This is a genomic window from Stakelama sediminis, from assembly GCF_014199335.1.
Classification (GTDB): domain Bacteria; phylum Pseudomonadota; class Alphaproteobacteria; order Sphingomonadales; family Sphingomonadaceae; genus Sphingomonas; species Sphingomonas sediminis.
In genome coordinates this window covers 161892-178310 of the sequence record NZ_JACIJI010000002.1, presented here as the reverse complement: position 1 = coordinate 178310, position 16419 = coordinate 161892, and the positions used below count along the sequence as shown (strand labels likewise).

The 16419-nt window shown below is 60.3% G+C and carries 13 protein-coding genes; 4 read left to right on the top strand and 9 right to left on the bottom strand.

The annotated features are described in order from the left end of the window. Nucleotides 1-127: 127 nt before the first annotated feature. The 5 genes from FHR23_RS07490 to FHR23_RS07470 all read right to left on the bottom strand — a co-directional run bounded on the left by FHR23_RS07490 (nt 128) and on the right by FHR23_RS07470 (nt 7261). Complete coding sequence (locus FHR23_RS07490; RefSeq protein WP_184002504.1) at nt 128-3199, bottom strand: PAS domain S-box protein; 3072 nt, start codon at nt 3197-3199, stop codon at nt 128-130. Between the two features lie 277 nt (nt 3200-3476). After that, on the bottom strand, nt 3477-4406 hold the full coding sequence (tsf, locus tag FHR23_RS07485; RefSeq protein ID WP_184002502.1) for a translation elongation factor Ts: 930 nt from the start codon (nt 4404-4406) through the stop codon (nt 3477-3479). An 88-nt stretch (nt 4407-4494) separates the two neighbouring features. After that, nucleotides 4495-5316 carry a 30S ribosomal protein S2 gene (rpsB, locus tag FHR23_RS07480; protein ID WP_184002500.1) on the bottom strand — a complete coding sequence of 274 codons (822 nt, stop codon included), beginning with the start codon at nt 5314-5316 and terminating at the stop codon, nt 4495-4497. A gap of 416 nt (nt 5317-5732) precedes the next feature. Next, nucleotides 5733-6512, bottom strand: coding sequence for a CDP-alcohol phosphatidyltransferase family protein (locus FHR23_RS07475; RefSeq protein WP_184002498.1), 780 nt, complete (start codon nt 6510-6512; stop codon nt 5733-5735). Nucleotides 6513-6532: 20 nt separating this feature from the next. Continuing rightward, nucleotides 6533-7261, bottom strand: coding sequence for a phosphatidylserine decarboxylase (locus FHR23_RS07470; RefSeq protein ID WP_184002496.1), 729 nt, complete (start codon nt 7259-7261; stop codon nt 6533-6535). 94 nt (nt 7262-7355) lie between these two features. On the opposite strand from FHR23_RS07470, the gene FHR23_RS07465 reads away from it, so the two are divergent. After that, nucleotides 7356-8081 carry an energy transducer TonB gene (locus FHR23_RS07465; protein ID WP_184002494.1) on the top strand — a complete coding sequence of 242 codons (726 nt, stop codon included), beginning with the start codon at nt 7356-7358 and terminating at the stop codon, nt 8079-8081. A 168-nt stretch (nt 8082-8249) separates the two neighbouring features. After that, a complete protein-coding gene (locus tag FHR23_RS07460; protein ID WP_184002492.1) occupies nt 8250-9476 on the top strand; it encodes an NADP-dependent isocitrate dehydrogenase in 1227 nt (408 codons plus the stop codon). A gap of 71 nt (nt 9477-9547) precedes the next feature. Here the strand turns inward: FHR23_RS07460 and FHR23_RS07455 are convergent, their stop codons facing one another. Then, on the bottom strand, nt 9548-10759 hold the full coding sequence (locus tag FHR23_RS07455) for an FAD-dependent oxidoreductase (protein WP_184002490.1): 1212 nt from the start codon (nt 10757-10759) through the stop codon (nt 9548-9550). A 43-nt stretch (nt 10760-10802) separates the two neighbouring features. On the opposite strand from FHR23_RS07455, the gene FHR23_RS07450 reads away from it, so the two are divergent. Then, on the top strand, nt 10803-12590 hold the full coding sequence (locus FHR23_RS07450; protein WP_184002488.1) for a cation:proton antiporter domain-containing protein: 1788 nt from the start codon (nt 10803-10805) through the stop codon (nt 12588-12590). A 26-nt stretch (nt 12591-12616) separates the two neighbouring features. Here FHR23_RS07450 and alaS read toward each other — a convergent pair whose 3' ends face one another. Beyond that, on the bottom strand, nt 12617-15277 hold the full coding sequence (gene alaS / locus FHR23_RS07445) for an alanine--tRNA ligase (protein ID WP_184002486.1): 2661 nt from the start codon (nt 15275-15277) through the stop codon (nt 12617-12619). Between the two features lie 203 nt (nt 15278-15480). Between alaS and FHR23_RS07440 the strand changes: the two genes are divergently transcribed. Beyond that, nucleotides 15481-15693: a hypothetical protein gene (locus FHR23_RS07440; RefSeq protein WP_184002484.1), complete on the top strand. Its 213-nt coding sequence runs from the start codon at nt 15481-15483 to the stop codon at nt 15691-15693. Nucleotides 15694-15732: 39 nt separating this feature from the next. On the opposite strand, the gene FHR23_RS07435 is transcribed toward FHR23_RS07440, so the two are convergent. Continuing rightward, nucleotides 15733-16071 carry a PilZ domain-containing protein gene (locus FHR23_RS07435; protein ID WP_184002482.1) on the bottom strand — a complete coding sequence of 113 codons (339 nt, stop codon included), beginning with the start codon at nt 16069-16071 and terminating at the stop codon, nt 15733-15735. A gap of 60 nt (nt 16072-16131) precedes the next feature. After that, entirely contained in the window at nt 16132-16362 is a 231-nt protein-coding gene (gene rpmE, locus FHR23_RS07430; RefSeq protein ID WP_184002480.1) for a 50S ribosomal protein L31, read from the bottom strand. Between the last annotated feature and the right edge of the window lie 57 nt (nt 16363-16419).

The window sequence follows — 16419 nt, the reverse complement described above, 5'->3', positions numbered from 1 at the left end:
CCAGTCACAGGAACAGGACGGCATGGCGCCAGGCCATACCGGTCGGATTACGCACACACCCCCTGAAAAACCCGGATCGCGCAAAAAGCGGTCAAACTGCTGAGGACAGTATCGAGCGAGATGCTCTTTATGCGGCCAACCCCAATTTGCCAACCCCCTCGACCAGCGTTGCTTTCCATTCGGCATCACCCTGCTTCAGCAAAGCATGTTCCAGCACGCTTGCCCGTTCGCCAAGCTCCCCCTCTCCGAAAAATCCGGCAGTCCCGGCCAGCTTATGCAGTAATTCGCAGATTTCGCGGATATCCGCCTGTTGCAAACGCTCCGCGCGCAATGCTGCATCGATACGGTCAAACGCAATCTTTTTACGCTCAACGAAGCTGGCTCGTAATGCCTCGATACCGCCCTGAACCCGACTTTGCTCTGCGGCGTCAGGCTGTTGCTGACGCACCCAGCGCGATACGGTGGACAACAGGCGATCAAACGCAATCGGCTTGGTCAGATGGGCCTGCATCCCCGCCTTCAGACAGCGTTCGACATCCTCAGGAAACGCATTGGCCGTCAGCGCGACAATCGGCAGCCGCTCTGCATCAAAGCCGGTCTTGCGTAACTGCCGGGTCGCCTCGATCCCGTCGACATCGGGCATCTGCATGTCCATCAACACCAGCGCATAGGGTTTGCCGATATAGGCCGCCCGCCGGACCATGCGGATCGCCTGCCTGCCATTTTCCGCGATATCCGCATCCAGCCCTGCCCGCTCGCACATCGCCAGGATCAGTGCCTGATTGATGTCATGGTCTTCCGCCACCAGAATGCGTGCGGTTTTCGCTGAAACATCCGGACGATCCAGCGCATCCTTATCAGCTTCATCCATCGCCAACGCGTCAGCCGGTCGCAGCGGAAGCGTCAGTGTGAACGTCGACCCCTCTCCTTCGCGACTGACGACCGTCAGTTCGCCATCCATTAACCGGGCGAGACGGTTGCTGATCGTCAGCCCCAGGCCGGTCCCGCCATAGCGTCGTGCGGTTGACGTATCGGCTTGCGCAAATTGCTGAAAAATCGCTTCAATCCGCTCGGGAGCGATACCGATACCGGTGTCGCTCACATCGATACGCAGTCTCATGACGCCATCGGTCTCGACACCACGGACATTGATGCGCACTTCGCCCAGATCCGTGAACTTGACGGCATTGCCAAGCAGATTCTGGACAATCTGCCGAATACGCAGCGGATCACCCTTGATATGGCTCGGCAAAGACGGATCGATGCGAAGCACCAGCGCCAGATCTTTCTGCTTCGCCTGTGGCTCCATCAGTTCGATGCACGACTGCAGTTTTTTCTTCAGATCGACACGATCTTCGGCGATGACCATCTGACCGGCTTCGATCTTCGACATATCCAGAATGTCGTTGAGCAACTCCATCATCGACCGTCCCGAATCGGCGATCATCGTGGCGTAGCGATGCTGACGCTCATCCAGATCCGCTGCGACCAGCAAATCGGCGAAACCGATAACGCCGTTCATCGGGGTGCGGATTTCATGGCTCATATTCGCCAGAAATTCAGACTTCGCACGCGTCGCCGCTTCCGCGCAAAGGCGAGCCTCTTCCAGTTCCATTGTCATCTGCTTGCGCCGGGTCATGTCCATGGTGACGCCGGTAAAACCAACCAGCCGCCCGCTGGAATCGAGTTCCGGTTCAGCAATCGCATCGACCCAGATGCATTCCCCACCCGACCGAATCCAGCGAAATTCGCCCTGATAAGATCGGCATTCTGCAACTGCCTCTACCCATTCCGACAAGACCCTGTCCCTGTCTTCCGGGTGTAACGCCGTCGCCCAGCCTTGGCCCAATGCCTCTTCTTGTTGGAGCCCGCACTGATGCAGCCATGCCGGATTGACGAAGGTGCAGGCACCGTGGGCATCCGTTCGAAAGATTCCCGCGGGAGCCAGGTTGGTCAGCGCCTGATAGCGGCGCTCGCTATCCTGCAACGCCTCTTTCGCCAGTCGCTGGTCGGTGACATCGCGGATATTGCCTGTGGTTCCGGCGAAATGACCGTCATCATCGACAAGACGCTTGATGCTTGTCTCAATATATCGCCATTCTCCGGTGGCATTTTTAAAACATTGTTCCAGCAGACACTCGGAAATTTCTCCGGATACGATTTTCGGATAAATCTTTTTCGCGGCTCGGAAATCGTCCATGTGAAGTAATTCGGTAGTCTGGTGGCCAAGGCTATGCTCGATCGAATACCCTGTCATGGCGGACCAGGCCGGATTCAGGAAAATCCATCTCCCGACGGAATCCGTGCGAAAAACAACCTCCCGCATATTGCTCAGAATAGACTGAGCAAAATCCCGGCTCTCCCGCAACTGACGCCGCATAGCGGCCTTGCCGGCAAGCGCCGCGGCTACCGGCAACCCGGTAAGAAAACTCGTCGCCAGAAAAATCTGAAGGATTATCAGGCGCTGCAAGTCCCCTTTTATAAGTACCAGCGGTCCCATATCGAACATGGTCGCAACAGCCGCCACTGCGGACAGGATCGTGACCGCCAGAGCAGTTCCGGTAATGCCACTGCGAAACGCGGCAAGGACAACCATCGAAGAAGCAATGAAGAGTAACGGGAAATGGGGTTGCAGAAACACTGTCAGGCTGACGACCAAGGTTCCGCCGATCAGCATCAGCCCCTGAGTCACTTCTTCAGATGTCGGTTTACGCCTGCGCCGCCAGGCATCAATCGTAACAAGGGCAATCGGCGTTCCCAGCAATAATCCTAAACCGTCCGCAGCGAGCCAGGACAACCATATCTGATAAGACCCTCCGTCTCGAACCGAGTGAAGGACAAGCGCCGCGCAAGTAGCGGAAACAAACGAAGCAAGTACCGAAACGCCAATCAACTTGCCAAGATCATCCAGTTTATGCATTCTTGGCTGACTGATGCCGAGCCACCGCACCGTACCGCAGACAAGCATAACTTCCAGCATGTTTGTCATGCTCAGCAGAATGGCGACATGCCAGTGGCTCGATGTGATCAAAGAAGCGACCACGTTCGCCGAAAAACATGTCACCAGATAATCGAAGCGCGTCGGCCCTTTTCTCCGCAGCATAGCCGCCAGCAGGATAGCGTTGGGAAGCCACAAGGCTGCGACCCGGGCATGATAGCGGGTGAGTGCAATCCCGCCCCAGGCCAGAAAAAAGAACAATAACGCGACCGCTGCGACGGACAGCAGGAATGCAGGCGACCGCTCCGCCGAAAGATATCGTTTCAGGATATGAACCTCCCGTTCCCGAAGCGGTTGGTCCTATCCTGCCCGTGGTAAAGAAGCCCTTAGCGCATAAGGCTTTTTATCCGATCAAACGGCCCCTCACGATAACCTGAAACACACAAAAAAGCCCGCAAACAACGGGATTATTCCGTTCTTTGCGGGCTGTATTATTCTGTCGAACCGCCTTTTTGAAAGGCGGAAGATCAGGCCGGACTTACTTTTTCACACCGGCGGTTGCGGCAACCTCTGCGGCGAAGTCGCTTTCTTCCTTCTCAATGCCTTCACCAAGCTGGAAGCGGACATAGTCCTTCAGCGTGATCGTCGTACCGGCATCCTTGCCCGCCTTGGCAACGACGTCGGCAACCGGCGTCTTGTTGTCCATGACGAAGAGCTGCGACAGAAGCGCATTTTCCTTGGCAAACTTCTTGATGCCACCTTCGACCATCTTAGCGATGATGTCAGCAGGCTTACCGGAGTCTTGGGCCTTTTCGGTCGCAATCTGGCGTTCACGCTCCAGCACTTCGGGATCGAGATCTTCGGCGTTCAGCGCCAGCGGGAAGGCCGCCGCGATGTGCATCGCAAGCTGCTTGCCCAGCGGCTCCAGCACGTCGACACCAGCATCCGATTCCAGCGCGACCAGCACGCCGATCTTGCCAAGACCTGGCGCCGCCGCATTGTGGACATACGGAATGACCGCGCCCTGCGACACTTCCAGCACCTTCGCGCGGCGGATCGACTGATTTTCGCCGATCGTCGCGATATTGTTGGTCAGCGCTTCCTCAACGGTCTTGCCCGATGGCATCTTCGCGCCCTTCAGCGCTTCGACATCATCACCCTCGGCCAGCGCGATCTGGGTCAGTTCGTTGACGAAGTTCTGGAACTGCTCGTTCTTGGCAACGAAATCGGTTTCGGAATTGACCTCGACAGCCGCACCCTTCGGTCCGGCGACGGCAACGCCGACCAGCCCTTCGGCAGCCGTGCGGCTGGACTTCTTGGCAGCCGTCGCCAGCCCCTTGGTGCGCAGCCAGTCGACCGCGGCTTCCAGGTCGCCATCGGTTTCGTTCAACGCTTTCTTGCAATCCATCATGCCGGCGCCGGAGCGCTCGCGCAGTTCCTTTACCGCAGCGGCAGTGATCTGGGCCATGATATTCTTCCTTGCTATACCCGCTATGGGTTCGGGCGGCGTAAGGCAAGCGCCCTACCCCGCCCATATTTCAGGTTTGCGACGGGGTTCAGGCGTCGATCTGACGCTCACCCTCTTTCGCGGTTTCAGGTTCGCTTGCAGCAGCGGCTGCTTCGGCCTCAACCGCAGCAGCTTCCGCCGGCGGCTCAGCCATCGCACCGATATCGGCGCCCGACGCCGCCACGGCGTCCTGACCGCCGCGGGTTGCGGCAATGCCGATCGCTTCGCAATAGAGACGGATAGCGCGGCTGGCGTCATCGTTCGCCGGAACCGGGAAGGCGATGCCGTCGGGCGAGACATTGGTATCGAGCACGGCAACGACCGGAATGCCAAGCGTGTTGGCTTCCTTGATCGCCAGTTCTTCCTTGTTGGCGTCGATCACGAACATGATGTCGGGGATGCCGCCCATGTCGCGGATACCGCCCAGCGACAGTTCCAGCTTGTCGCGCTCACGCGTCAGGTTGAGCACTTCCTTCTTGGTGAAACCGCTGGTGTCACCGTTCAGCGTCTCTTCCAGATTCTTCAGCCGCTTGATCGAACCCGAAATCGTCTTCCAGTTGGTGAGCATTCCACCCAGCCAGCGATGGTTGACGAAATGCTGACCCGAACGACGCGCCGCGTCCGCAATCGGCTCCTGCGCCTGACGCTTGGTGCCGACGAACAACACCTTGCCGCCACGGGCAACGGTCTGATTGACGAATTCGAGCGCGCGCGCGAACAGCGGCACGGTCTGCGACAGATCGATGATGTGAACGCCGTTGCGCGCGCCGAAAATATACGGCTTCATCTTGGGGTTCCAGCGATGGGTCTGGTGACCGAAATGCGCGCCCGATTCGAGCAGTTGCTGCATGGTGACGACAGGTGCCGCCATAGGGATATCTCCTTACCGGTTAGTCCGCTGGGAAGCGATGACCCCGAAACCGGGGCACCGGGTTATGGTGCTTCCCATGTGGAATTGAAGTTGCGCCGGTAGCCGAAAAAGTTGATTGGTTCAAGTGTTGACATGGGAACATTAATGGAACATAAAGTGTCCATAACGGAACACGGGAACGTTACAGCGTATAACAGGTTGTAAGCGCTGGATTCCGCACTTCGGGATGGAGATCGAGATGGGTTCAGTGGTCGCATTTCTGGTATTTGGCTCAGCTCTTGGCGTGGCAGTCTGGAGCGTTGCAATTACGGTCGCTCCGCAACGGGCACGTATCATTGCACTGCTGAAACAGGCTTTCGGTGCCATAGAGACGCCTCCCCTGCCACGGCGCCCGGCAATGCGCGTGCGGGGAGCTGTTACTGTTCCGGTCCATGCAAAGGCGCAGCAGACTTCGTCATACTGGCGCGCTGCCGCCTGATGCGCTGATAGGAACGGACGCTGAACGGCAGGGTAATAAGATACCCCAATGTCAGTGCCGTCAGCGTCGGCCATGGCGCAGTGATCAACGCAGCGGCGGCAATGACCACCACCACGATCGCTTCAAACCGGATATTCCGTCGCAATCTCAGCGAAGACCAGGAATAGGTTGCCAGACTCGACACCATCAGAAACGCACAGAACGCGACCCAAGGCGTTACCAGCCACGGCGAATGAAAGACCGGCTCCCCGGTCCATATCCACAGATAGAGCGGCAACATCGCGAGTGCCGCCCCTGCAGGGGCAGGAACACCTGTCAGAAAACCTGCCGATTTATGCGGCTGGTCAGTGACATCGATCCGCGCATTGAACCGGGCCAGACGCAGCGCGCAGAACACCGCATATAACAGGGTAACGATCCAGCCGAATTTCGGAACGTCCACCAATGCCCAGAGATACAGGATGATCGCAGGCGACACCCCGAAGGAAATCGCATCGGACAGCGAATCCAGTTCGGCACCGAAGCGGCTTTCGCCACGCACCAGCCGGGCAATGCGTCCGTCGATGCCATCCAGCACGCCGGCCAGCAACACCATCAGCACCGCGCGTTCCCAATCCGCCGCGATCGCGAACCGGATTCCCGTCAGCCCCGAACACAGTGCCATCGCCGTGACGGCATTGGGCGCCACGGCGCGCAGCGGAATCCCGCGCTCTGCCATCGGACGACGGCGCGGTCGCCTCACTGTTCGATACCGGTGACCGTCCGGCCACCCACTCTGCCGATCACCGTTTCGCCCGCGACACTGCGCTGGCCAAGCGTTACCTGACACGTCACATCGGGCGGCAGATAGACATCGACGCGACTGCCGAAGCGGATCAGACCGACCCGCTGTCCGGTCGCGACAATGTCACCGGGCTTCACGAACGTCACGATCCGGCGCGCAACCAGCCCTGCAATCTGGGTAAAGCCGACGCGGCGCCCGTCACTGCCCTCGACCAGAATATGCTGACGCTCATTTTCCTCGCTCGCCTTGTCGAGATCGGCGTTGAGGAACTTGCCGGAGATATAGACGACGCGCTTGATCGTGCCGGGAATGGCGGTGCGGTTCACATGCACGTCAAACACGCTCATGAAAATCGACACCCGTTCCAATTCGCCATTGCCGAGCCCGTCTTCACCGGCCAGCTCGGGCGGCACGGGCACGCGCTGAATCATCGTGATCAGCCCGTCGGCAGGCGCCACGACCAGATCGTCACCCGCAGGGGTCACACGCACTGGATCGCGAAAAAATGCCGCGACCCAAACCGTCAGCCCCAGCATCGGCCAGGTCAGAACATCCCATAAAAACCAGCTCAACAGTGTCAGGGCGAGCGCGATCAGGACATATTTGCGTCCTTCGGGATGCATGGCGGGAAAACGCCATTTTACGGTGGTGGTGCCGATTTCCGGCTTGTCTAGCGATGCCATGTTCTTCGTCTAGCTGTGGTGCCGATATAATACAATCCGGTCAGGCATATCCTGTTCCTTCCCCGTGGAGGCAACCCGCAATAGAATGGCTGGAATGAAGATCGGGCAGAACCGGCGGAAAGAACGAATCGGTGCAGCGCTGCTGTCCTGCGCTATTGTCGCAATGCTGGGTTTCGTACTGCTCGCGGGTCTGCGGCCATCCATTCTGCGCCATATCCAGCCCTCTCTGGCGACATTCGAAGTTCCGCCTTCGCCGCCACCGCCGCCTGTGACACGGGCACCGATACGGGCAAAGCCCGATCCCGGTCGCGCCGCACCACTGGCCAAAAAGGCACTTGCCAGTCCCGTGGTTGCACCCAAACCGATCGTCCGGATTCCGCCCAGACCGATCGAGACAGTACCGCCGGTGGCAGCTTCGGGCGAAAGCCCTGTGTCGGGCGCATCGGACATGGCCGATCGTGGCACTGGTGGCGGTGGCGAGGGTTCGGGCACGGGCAGCGGAGGCGGTGGGAACGGCGACGGCGGCGGGATCGCTATGCGCGCCGAAAAGATTGCCGGTGAAATCCGCAACCGCGATTATCCGCGCGCCGCCAGTCGAGCCGGTGCAAGCGGCAACGTCATCGTCCAGTTCACGGTTGGAACCGACGGCCGTCCGCATGGATGCCGAACCGCTGTTTCCAGTGGCAACGCCGCACTGGATACAACGACCTGTCGACTGATCGAACAGCGCTTTCGCTATCGCCCCGCCGTCAATGGCGCCGGAAAGCCGGTGCCGGAACTGCGTGCATGGCAACAACGCTGGTGGTTCGCCGCGCGATGAAGGCGCATTCGCCCTGCAGAAAGTTAAAGCGATCATGCGGCCCCCATCATCCAAATGGCGATCCATACGGCCTTATACCCGGCTTTTGCTCGCCCGCGACTTGATCCCGTCCCGGCTCTTGCCTAGACGCTCGATCAAACATTCCACGGTTTCAAAGAAAGCGAGCATATGGCGAAGATCAAGGTGAAAAACCCGGTCGTCGAAATCGACGGCGACGAAATGACCCGCATCATCTGGGCATGGATCCGGGAGCGGCTGATCCAGCCCTATCTCGACATCGATCTGGAATATTACGACCTCGGCATCGAAAAGCGCGACGAGACCGACGACAAGATCACCGTCGACGCTGCCAAGGCGATCCAGAAGCATGGTGTCGGCGTCAAGTGCGCGACGATCACGCCGGACGAAGCGCGCGTAGAAGAATTCGGCCTGAAAAAGATGTGGCGTTCGCCCAACGGCACGATCCGTAACATCCTGGGCGGCGTGGTGTTCCGCGAACCGATCGTGATGAACAACGTGCCGCGCCTCGTTCCCGGCTGGACGAAACCGATCGTCGTCGGCCGTCACGCGTTCGGAGATCAGTATAAGGCAACCGATTTCAAGGTGCCGGGTGCAGGCAAGCTGACCATGAAATGGGAAGGCACCGACGGCCAGACGATCGAGGAGGAAGTGTTCGACTTCCCCAGCTCTGGCGTTGCGATGGGCATGTATAATCTCGACGAATCGATCCGCGACTTTGCGCGCGCGTCGATGAACTATGGCCTGCAGCGTAAATGGCCGGTCTATCTGTCGACGAAGAACACCATCCTGAAAGCCTATGACGGCCGCTTCAAGGACATCTTCCAGGAAATCTTCGAAACCGAATTCGAAGCCAAGTTCAAGGATGCGGGGATCGAATATCAGCACCGCCTGATCGACGACATGGTCGCCAGCGCGCTGAAATGGCATGGCGAATTCGTCTGGGCCTGTAAGAACTATGACGGCGACGTGCAGTCGGATCAAGTCGCACAGGGCTTCGGCAGCCTTGGCCTGATGACGTCGGTGCTGATGACTCCGGACGGCAAGACGGTGGAAGCCGAAGCGGCGCACGGCACCGTCACCCGCCATTACCGCCAGCATCAGGCGGGCAAGGCGACGTCGACCAACCCCATCGCGTCGATCTTCGCCTGGACCGGCGGCCTGAAATATCGCGGCAAATTCGACGACACGCCCGACGTGACGAAGTTTGCCGAAACGCTGGAAAAAGTCTGCATCGACACCGTGCAGGGTGGCCAGATGACCAAGGATCTCGCCATTCTGATCGGTCCGGATCAGGACTGGATGACGACGGAACAGTTCTTTGAGGCGATCCGCGTCAATCTGGAAACCGAAATGAAAAAGCAGGGTCTGGGCTGAACGCACCCAACCGGCCCATGCCGAAATCGCGAAGGCTCCGGTGGAAACGCCGGGGCCTTTTTTGTTGCCGCCTATCCGGCTTTCGGAGAGGCGATATGCTCTGGCCGGAACCCCAGTCCGATGATCCGTGCAGGCAGACGGCGCAGCGGCGAAAATCGATCAAACGCCCGCGCGACCAGCGGTGGTCGCTCAAGCGGTTTTCCGTCCGTGAGCAAGGGCGCGATCACGCGATCCTGAATCGCTCTCTGCATTCCCTGCGTCATCCGTGTCGGCCACATCCGGCGCTGCGCAATCTTGTGGAGGAGCGGATCGGGATCCTTCCCTGCCGCGATCGGCCCGGCAAGCAGGTTCGCCGCAGCCACCGCATCCTGCACGGCCAGATTGATACCCACCCCGCCGATCGGCGACATGGCATGTGCGGCATCGCCGATAATCTGCAGTCCGGGCTTATGCCAGCATTCGAGGCGGTCGACCGCAACCGTCAGCAGTTTCACATCGTCCCAGCTTCGGAGATGGTCGGCACCCTGCGCCGTTTCCGGCCCGATGTCGCGAACCCGCTCACGAAACGCGTCCAGTCCCGCCTTCCGAATCCGTTCTGCCGCGCCCTTGGAAAAGACGAAAGCGCATTGCCAATAATCACCACGGTCGATGAGTACGAAAATGCGGCCGGTATCGAACACGCCCATCGAGTCATTGTCCGGCGCCTGCGTCTTCGGCAGGCGGAACCAGAAAACATCCATCGGTGCACCGATCTCCGTCGATTGCAGCTTCGCGGCCTGCCGGAGAACCGAATGACGCCCGTCCGCCGCCAGCACCAGCCTCGCCCGAATCTCTTCGCCATCCTTCGTTCGAACGCCGCTGACACGCCCCTTTTCTTCGACCAGCCCGGTCGCTTCGCACGATTGGCGCAAGGTAAAGCAATCCTGCGCTCCGGCCACATCAGCGATGAAGTCGAGGAAATGCCATTGCGGCATCAGCGCGATATAGGGCGCGGGGACAGGCAAATGCGTGAAATCGGCAATTTCGACGCGCTGTCCCGCAATACGTGCGCCGATCCGGTCGACGCGCTGGTGCGGGCGCTTCAGCAACGCATCCAGCAATCCCAGTTCATGAAAGAGCGTCAGGGTCGACGGATGCACCGTGTCGCCACGAAAATCACGCAGAAAGTCCGCATGTTTTTCCAGCACCAGCGTCTTCACGCCAGCACGCGCGAACAACAATCCGGCCATCATTCCGGCAGGACCACCGCCTACGATGCAGATATCTGTGTCGATCCCGTTCATTGCAGCATGACAATAGTCCAAATCGCTGGTTAGATGCCATGTAATGTTCGATCTCCACAATAGCGGGCTCAGCGATGCGCTGGTGATCCTAGGGGCGGCAGGGCTGGTCATCCCCGCCTTTGCACGCTACCGGATCAGCCCGGTGATCGGGTTCATTCTGGTCGGCCTGCTGGTCGGCCCTGCGGGGTTGGGGGCCTTGGTGGGCCAGTATCCCTGGCTGTATTATTTCACCATTTCCGATCCGCACGGCATCGAACCCTTTGCCGAGTTCGGCATCATTCTGCTTCTTTTCTCCATCGGCCTTGAATTGTCATTCAAGCGCCTCTGGGCGATGCGTACGCTGGTGTTCGGGGTCGGCGCGGCGGAACTGCTCGGTTCTGCGCTCATCATCGGCGTGGCGTTGCATTTCATCGGACAGGCATGGGGCGGCGCGATCGGGCTGGGGCTTGCACTGGCGCTGTCATCGACCGCGCTTGTCCTGCCGTTGGCGGGGACGCAGAGCGCATCGGGCCGCTCCGCCTTTGCGATGCTGCTGTTCGAGGATGTGGCTCTGGTGCCGATCATCTTCATGCTCGGCGCGCTTGCCCCCAATGCCGACGCCGATGGCTGGAACAACATAATGCAGGTCGCGATCCGGGGCGGCATTACGGTGGTCCTGCTCTATATCGGCGGGCGGCTGATATTGCCGCGCATGTTCGGACAGGCAGCGCGCACGAAAAGCCCGGAACTGTTCCTTGCGGCAAGCCTGCTGGTCGTCATCATCGCCAGCCTGGCGACGGCGGCGGCGGGACTGTCGCCCATCGTCGGTGCGCTGCTCGCAGGGCTGCTGATCGCCGAAACCGAATATCATAGCGAGGTCGAGGTAATGACCGCGCCGTTCAAGGGACTGGCGCTGGGCGTGTTCCTGATCACCGTCGGGATGCGGCTGGACCTGCGGCTGATCGGTGCAAACTGGGGAATGCTCCTGATCGCCATTGTCGGCGTCATGGTGGTGAAGGCGGCAGTGACGACGGCGCTGGTCAAGCTGACCGGCGCGCGCACCGGCACCGCGGCCGAAACCGGCGTGATGATGGCCAGCCCGTCGGAAACGACGCTGATCGTGCTGGGAACGGCGGGCGCTGCCGGGCTGATCCTGCCTTCCACCGTCGCGTTCTGGACCACGGTGACGGCAATCGGCCTGACCATCACACCGCTGCTTGCCAAGGCGGGGCAGATCATCGCACGCCGCATCGAATATTGGAGCGGGGATTTACCGCCCGAAGCCGATGTCGCGGCGGAAGGACCGGGAACGGTGGTGATCGGCTTCGGTCGCGTAGGTCGCACGGTTGCGGACATGCTGCGGATGCACGACCGCAAATTCGTGGCGGTCGAGGCCGATATCGACTGCGTCAACGAAGCGCGGCGCGACGGCTATCCCATCATCTTCGGCGATGTGTCGCGCCCGGAGCTGGTCGACCGGCTCAATCTGGGGCGGGCGGATGCCCTGATTTTGACGATGGACGAGCCGGTGCTGACGGTTCGCCTGTGCCGCCGGGTGCGTGGCTGGGTGCCCGCTCTGCCGATCATCGCCCGTGCCCGCGACTGGAACCATGCCGCCGAACTTTACAAGGCGGGCGCCACCGACGCGGTGCCCGAAACGCTGGAAAGCTCGCTGCAACTCTCCGAAGCGGTGCTGGTCGATCTCGGCGTCGCGGTCGGCCCGGTCATCGCGTCGATCCACGAAAAGCGCGACCAGATGCGCAAGGCGATCAAGGACGCCGCCGGACTGGAGCGGGAGCCGCGGCTGAAGCACATCCGGCTTGGGGAAGGAGAAGAAGCGGCGGAGGGGTAATCCGCCCGCCGCTACGATACTCTTCCTTATGCCGGTGCCTTCGCCGCGCTCAGTGCATCGCGGATTGCGGTCAGCGCCGCGTCACCCTTGTCGCCGTCGGGTCCGCCGCCCTGCGCCATGTCGGGGCGACCGCCGCCGCCCTTCCCGCCCAGCGCCTCGACCGCCGCGCGCACCAGATCGACCGCGCTGAACCGGCCGGTCAGGTCGTCAGTGACACCGACCGCGACCGAAGCGCGCCCGTCATTGACCGCGACCAGCGCAACGACGCCGGAACCGACACGGCCTTTCGCCTCATCGACGGCACCGCGCAGCGCCTTTGCCTCCAGCCCGTCGAGCACCTGCCCGATAAACTTCGTACCGGCAACGTCTTCGGGTCCGGCGGCCTGTCCGGAACCGCCGCCGCCCAGCGCCAGCGCCTTTTTCGCCTCGGCCAGTTCGCGTTCCAGCTTGCGGCGTTCCTCGACCAGTGCGGTAATCCGCGCGGGCACATCGTCGGGCGCGGTTTTCAACGCCGCTGCCGCTTCGCGCAGCTTGTCCTCCCGCTCGGTCAGCCATTGCCGCGCCGCTTCGCCGGTCAGCGCCTCGATCCGGCGTATACCGCTCGAAACCGCGCTTTCACTGACGATCTTGAACAAGGCGATATCGCCCAGCGCGTTTACATGGATGCCGCCGCACAGTTCCACCGAATAGGATTTGCCGTCACCGCTGCCCATCGACAGTACGCGCACCTCATCCCCATATTTCTCACCGAACAGCGCCATCGCGCCTGCTTCGATGGCGTCGTCAGGCGTCATCAGCCGCGTGGTCACGGCTTCATTATGACGGATCTGCGCGTTCACCTCCGCTTCGATATCCGCAATTTCCTCAGCCGTCAGCGCCGAAGGATGCGAAAAGTCGAAGCGGAAACGATCCGGTGCAACAAGGCTCCCCTTCTGCGTCACATGGTCACCCAGCCGGTTGCGCAGCGCCGCGTGCAACAGATGCGTGGCAGAATGGTTGGCGCGAATGCGGTTGCGCCGCTCCACATCGACGGTCAGATGTACCGTATCGCCGACCGCGATCTCACCGGTCTCGATGGTCGCATGATGCGCATGGAGGCGCCCCAGCGGCTTCGACGTATCATCAACAATCGCGTCCAAGCCTTTTTCATTGCTGATTTTTCCGGCGTCTCCCATCTGACCACCGCTCTCCCCGTAAAAGGGTGTCTGGTTGGTCAGTACGACGACCGTATCCCCCGGCCCCGCCCGGTCCACGCGCGCGCCGTCCTTTACCAGCGCGACCACCTGACCATCGCTTTTCGTGGTCGAATAGCCGATAAATTCGGTCGATCCTACCGCGTCGGCAATGTCGAACCAGACATCGTCGGACGCCTTTTCGCCCGACCCCTTCCACGCCGCTCGTGCCGCCGCCTTCTGTTCGGCCATGGCTGCATCGAAGCCTGCGCGATCGACCGAAAGGCCGCGTCCGCGCAGCGCATCCTCGGTCAGGTCGTATGGAAAACCATAGGTATCATAAAGTTTGAACGCCGTCGCACCGGGCAAAGTATCGCCCGTGTCCATGTCGATGGTCGCTTCGTCGAGCAGTTTCAGCCCCTTGTCGAGCGTCTGGCGGAAACGCGTTTCCTCCTGCAGCAGCGTCGCCTCAATCAGCGATTGCGCGCGCAGCAGTTCGGGATATGCGCCCCCCATTTCCGCAATCAACGACGGGACCATGCGATGCATCAGCGGCTGTTTCGCACCCAGAATATGCGCATGGCGCATCGCGCGGCGCATGATCCGTCGCAGCACATATCCGCGCCCTTCATTCGCCGGCAGCACCCCATCTGCCACCAGGAAACCCGACGAACGCAGGTGATCGGCAATGACGCGGTGGCTCGCCTTGAACTCACCGTCGGTCGGGGTGCCGGTGAGCGCACCCGATTCGTCGATCAGCGCCCGAAAGGTATCGGTGTCGTAATTGTCGTGCTTGCCCTGAAGCAGGGCGGCGATGCGTTCCAGCCCCATGCCGGTATCGATCGATTGCCGCGGCAGGTCGCCGACGATCTTCCCGCCTGCCTGCACATATTGCATGAAGACGAGGTTCCAGATCTCGATGAAGCGATCGCCGTCCTCGTCCGGGCTTCCCGGCGGGCCACCGGCGATATGCTCGCCATGGTCGTAGAAGATTTCCGAACACGGACCACAGGGACCGTCATCGCCCATCGTCCAGAAATTGTCCGAACTGTTGATGCGAATGATCCGGTCGTCGGAAAGTCCCGCAACCTTTTTCCAGATATCCGCCGCCTGATCGTCATCATGATAAATGGTGACGAGCAACCGGGCCGGATCGATCCCCCATTCCTTCGTCAGCAGGCCCCAGGCCAGTTCGATCGCGCGATCCTTGAAATAATCACCGAAGGAGAAATTCCCCAGCATTTCAAAGAACGTATGGTGCCGCGCGGTGTAGCCGACATTGTCGAGGTCGTTATGCTTGCCGCCCGCGCGCACACATTTCTGGCTGCTGGTCGCAGTGCTGTAGGGGCGGTGTTCCAGCCCGGTAAAGACGTTCTTGAACGGCACCATCCCGGCATTGACGAACATCAGCGTCGGGTCGTTATGCGGCACCAGCGGCGCCGAGGGCACCTTTTCATGGCCCTCGCCCGCGAAATAGTCGAGGAACGAGCGGCGAATATCGTTGGTCGAGATCATCCTGCCGACTTAAGCGCGCAACGCGTTTTGCTCAAGCGAAACGGTTCGATGACAATGAACGGCATGGACAATTGCTTGTCGGCGCGGCAAAGGAATATTGCCGCATCGCAGCAAAAATCAGCCCGACAGCTACGCCATCAAGCCGACGTTAACTGACTTTGCCGTATCGGTGCGGGCGGCCAACGGTGTTGCGGGGACAAAAAGTGCTGATTCAGATTGCATTGTTTCTTTATGGCCTGACTGCCATGTTCGTTCTGATGTCGGTCGAACGCAACCGCAAAGAAGAGCGCGACCATGCGCCTGCACTGTTGCTCGCAGGATGGAGCGTGATGTCAGCTTCCGCGGTACTGGCTATTCTGTTGCTGGGCACGGCTGCGGTCATGGCACTCGGCTATCCGGTAACACTGACGGCCTGAGACAGGGCGAGCGATTATGTTGCCGTGCAGCCGGATCGATTATTCGCGCTCGGCCAACTGATCGAAATACGCCTCATCCAGCGCGGTTTCGAATTCGCACCCTGCTTCGAAATCATTGGCCCATCGCACGGTTGCGACGATCGGCGCATGACCGGGCAGCGTGAGCCATATCTGCGAATTACGCTGCATCGGGGAATAGGTCTGCACCCTGCAGCCATGCATGGAAATGTCGGTAACGCGACACAGCGCCCGATCCAGCCCACCACGCCCCAGCCTGGCATCAAAGGAAACCGGCGCACGCCGTGAGCGTCGCCGGTCCTTTGGATCCGCCGGTTCGAATTCTGCTGCCAGTCGCACGGGTTTCGCGGTCTCTATCATCCCGCAAACCCTAATCGGACAATGGCTAACGGCACGTTAATCAGCGCGCCGTTCGAACCATTATTTCTTGCCGAGCGAAAGCCCGCCGAAACGCTTGTTGAAGCGCGCAACCTGACCACCCGCATCAAGCAGACGCTGGTTGCCGCCGGTCCATGCCGGATGCGACTTGGGATCGATGTCGAGCTGCAGCGTGTCGCCCTCGCTGCCCCAGGTGGAGCGCGTTTCGAACACGGTGCCGTCGGTCATCTGCACCTTGATGGTATGATATTCGGGATGAAGATCTTTTTTCATCGAAATAAACTCCATGTGGCTGGTTTCCGACCAGCCGGAAAGGATGAAGCGGCGCCG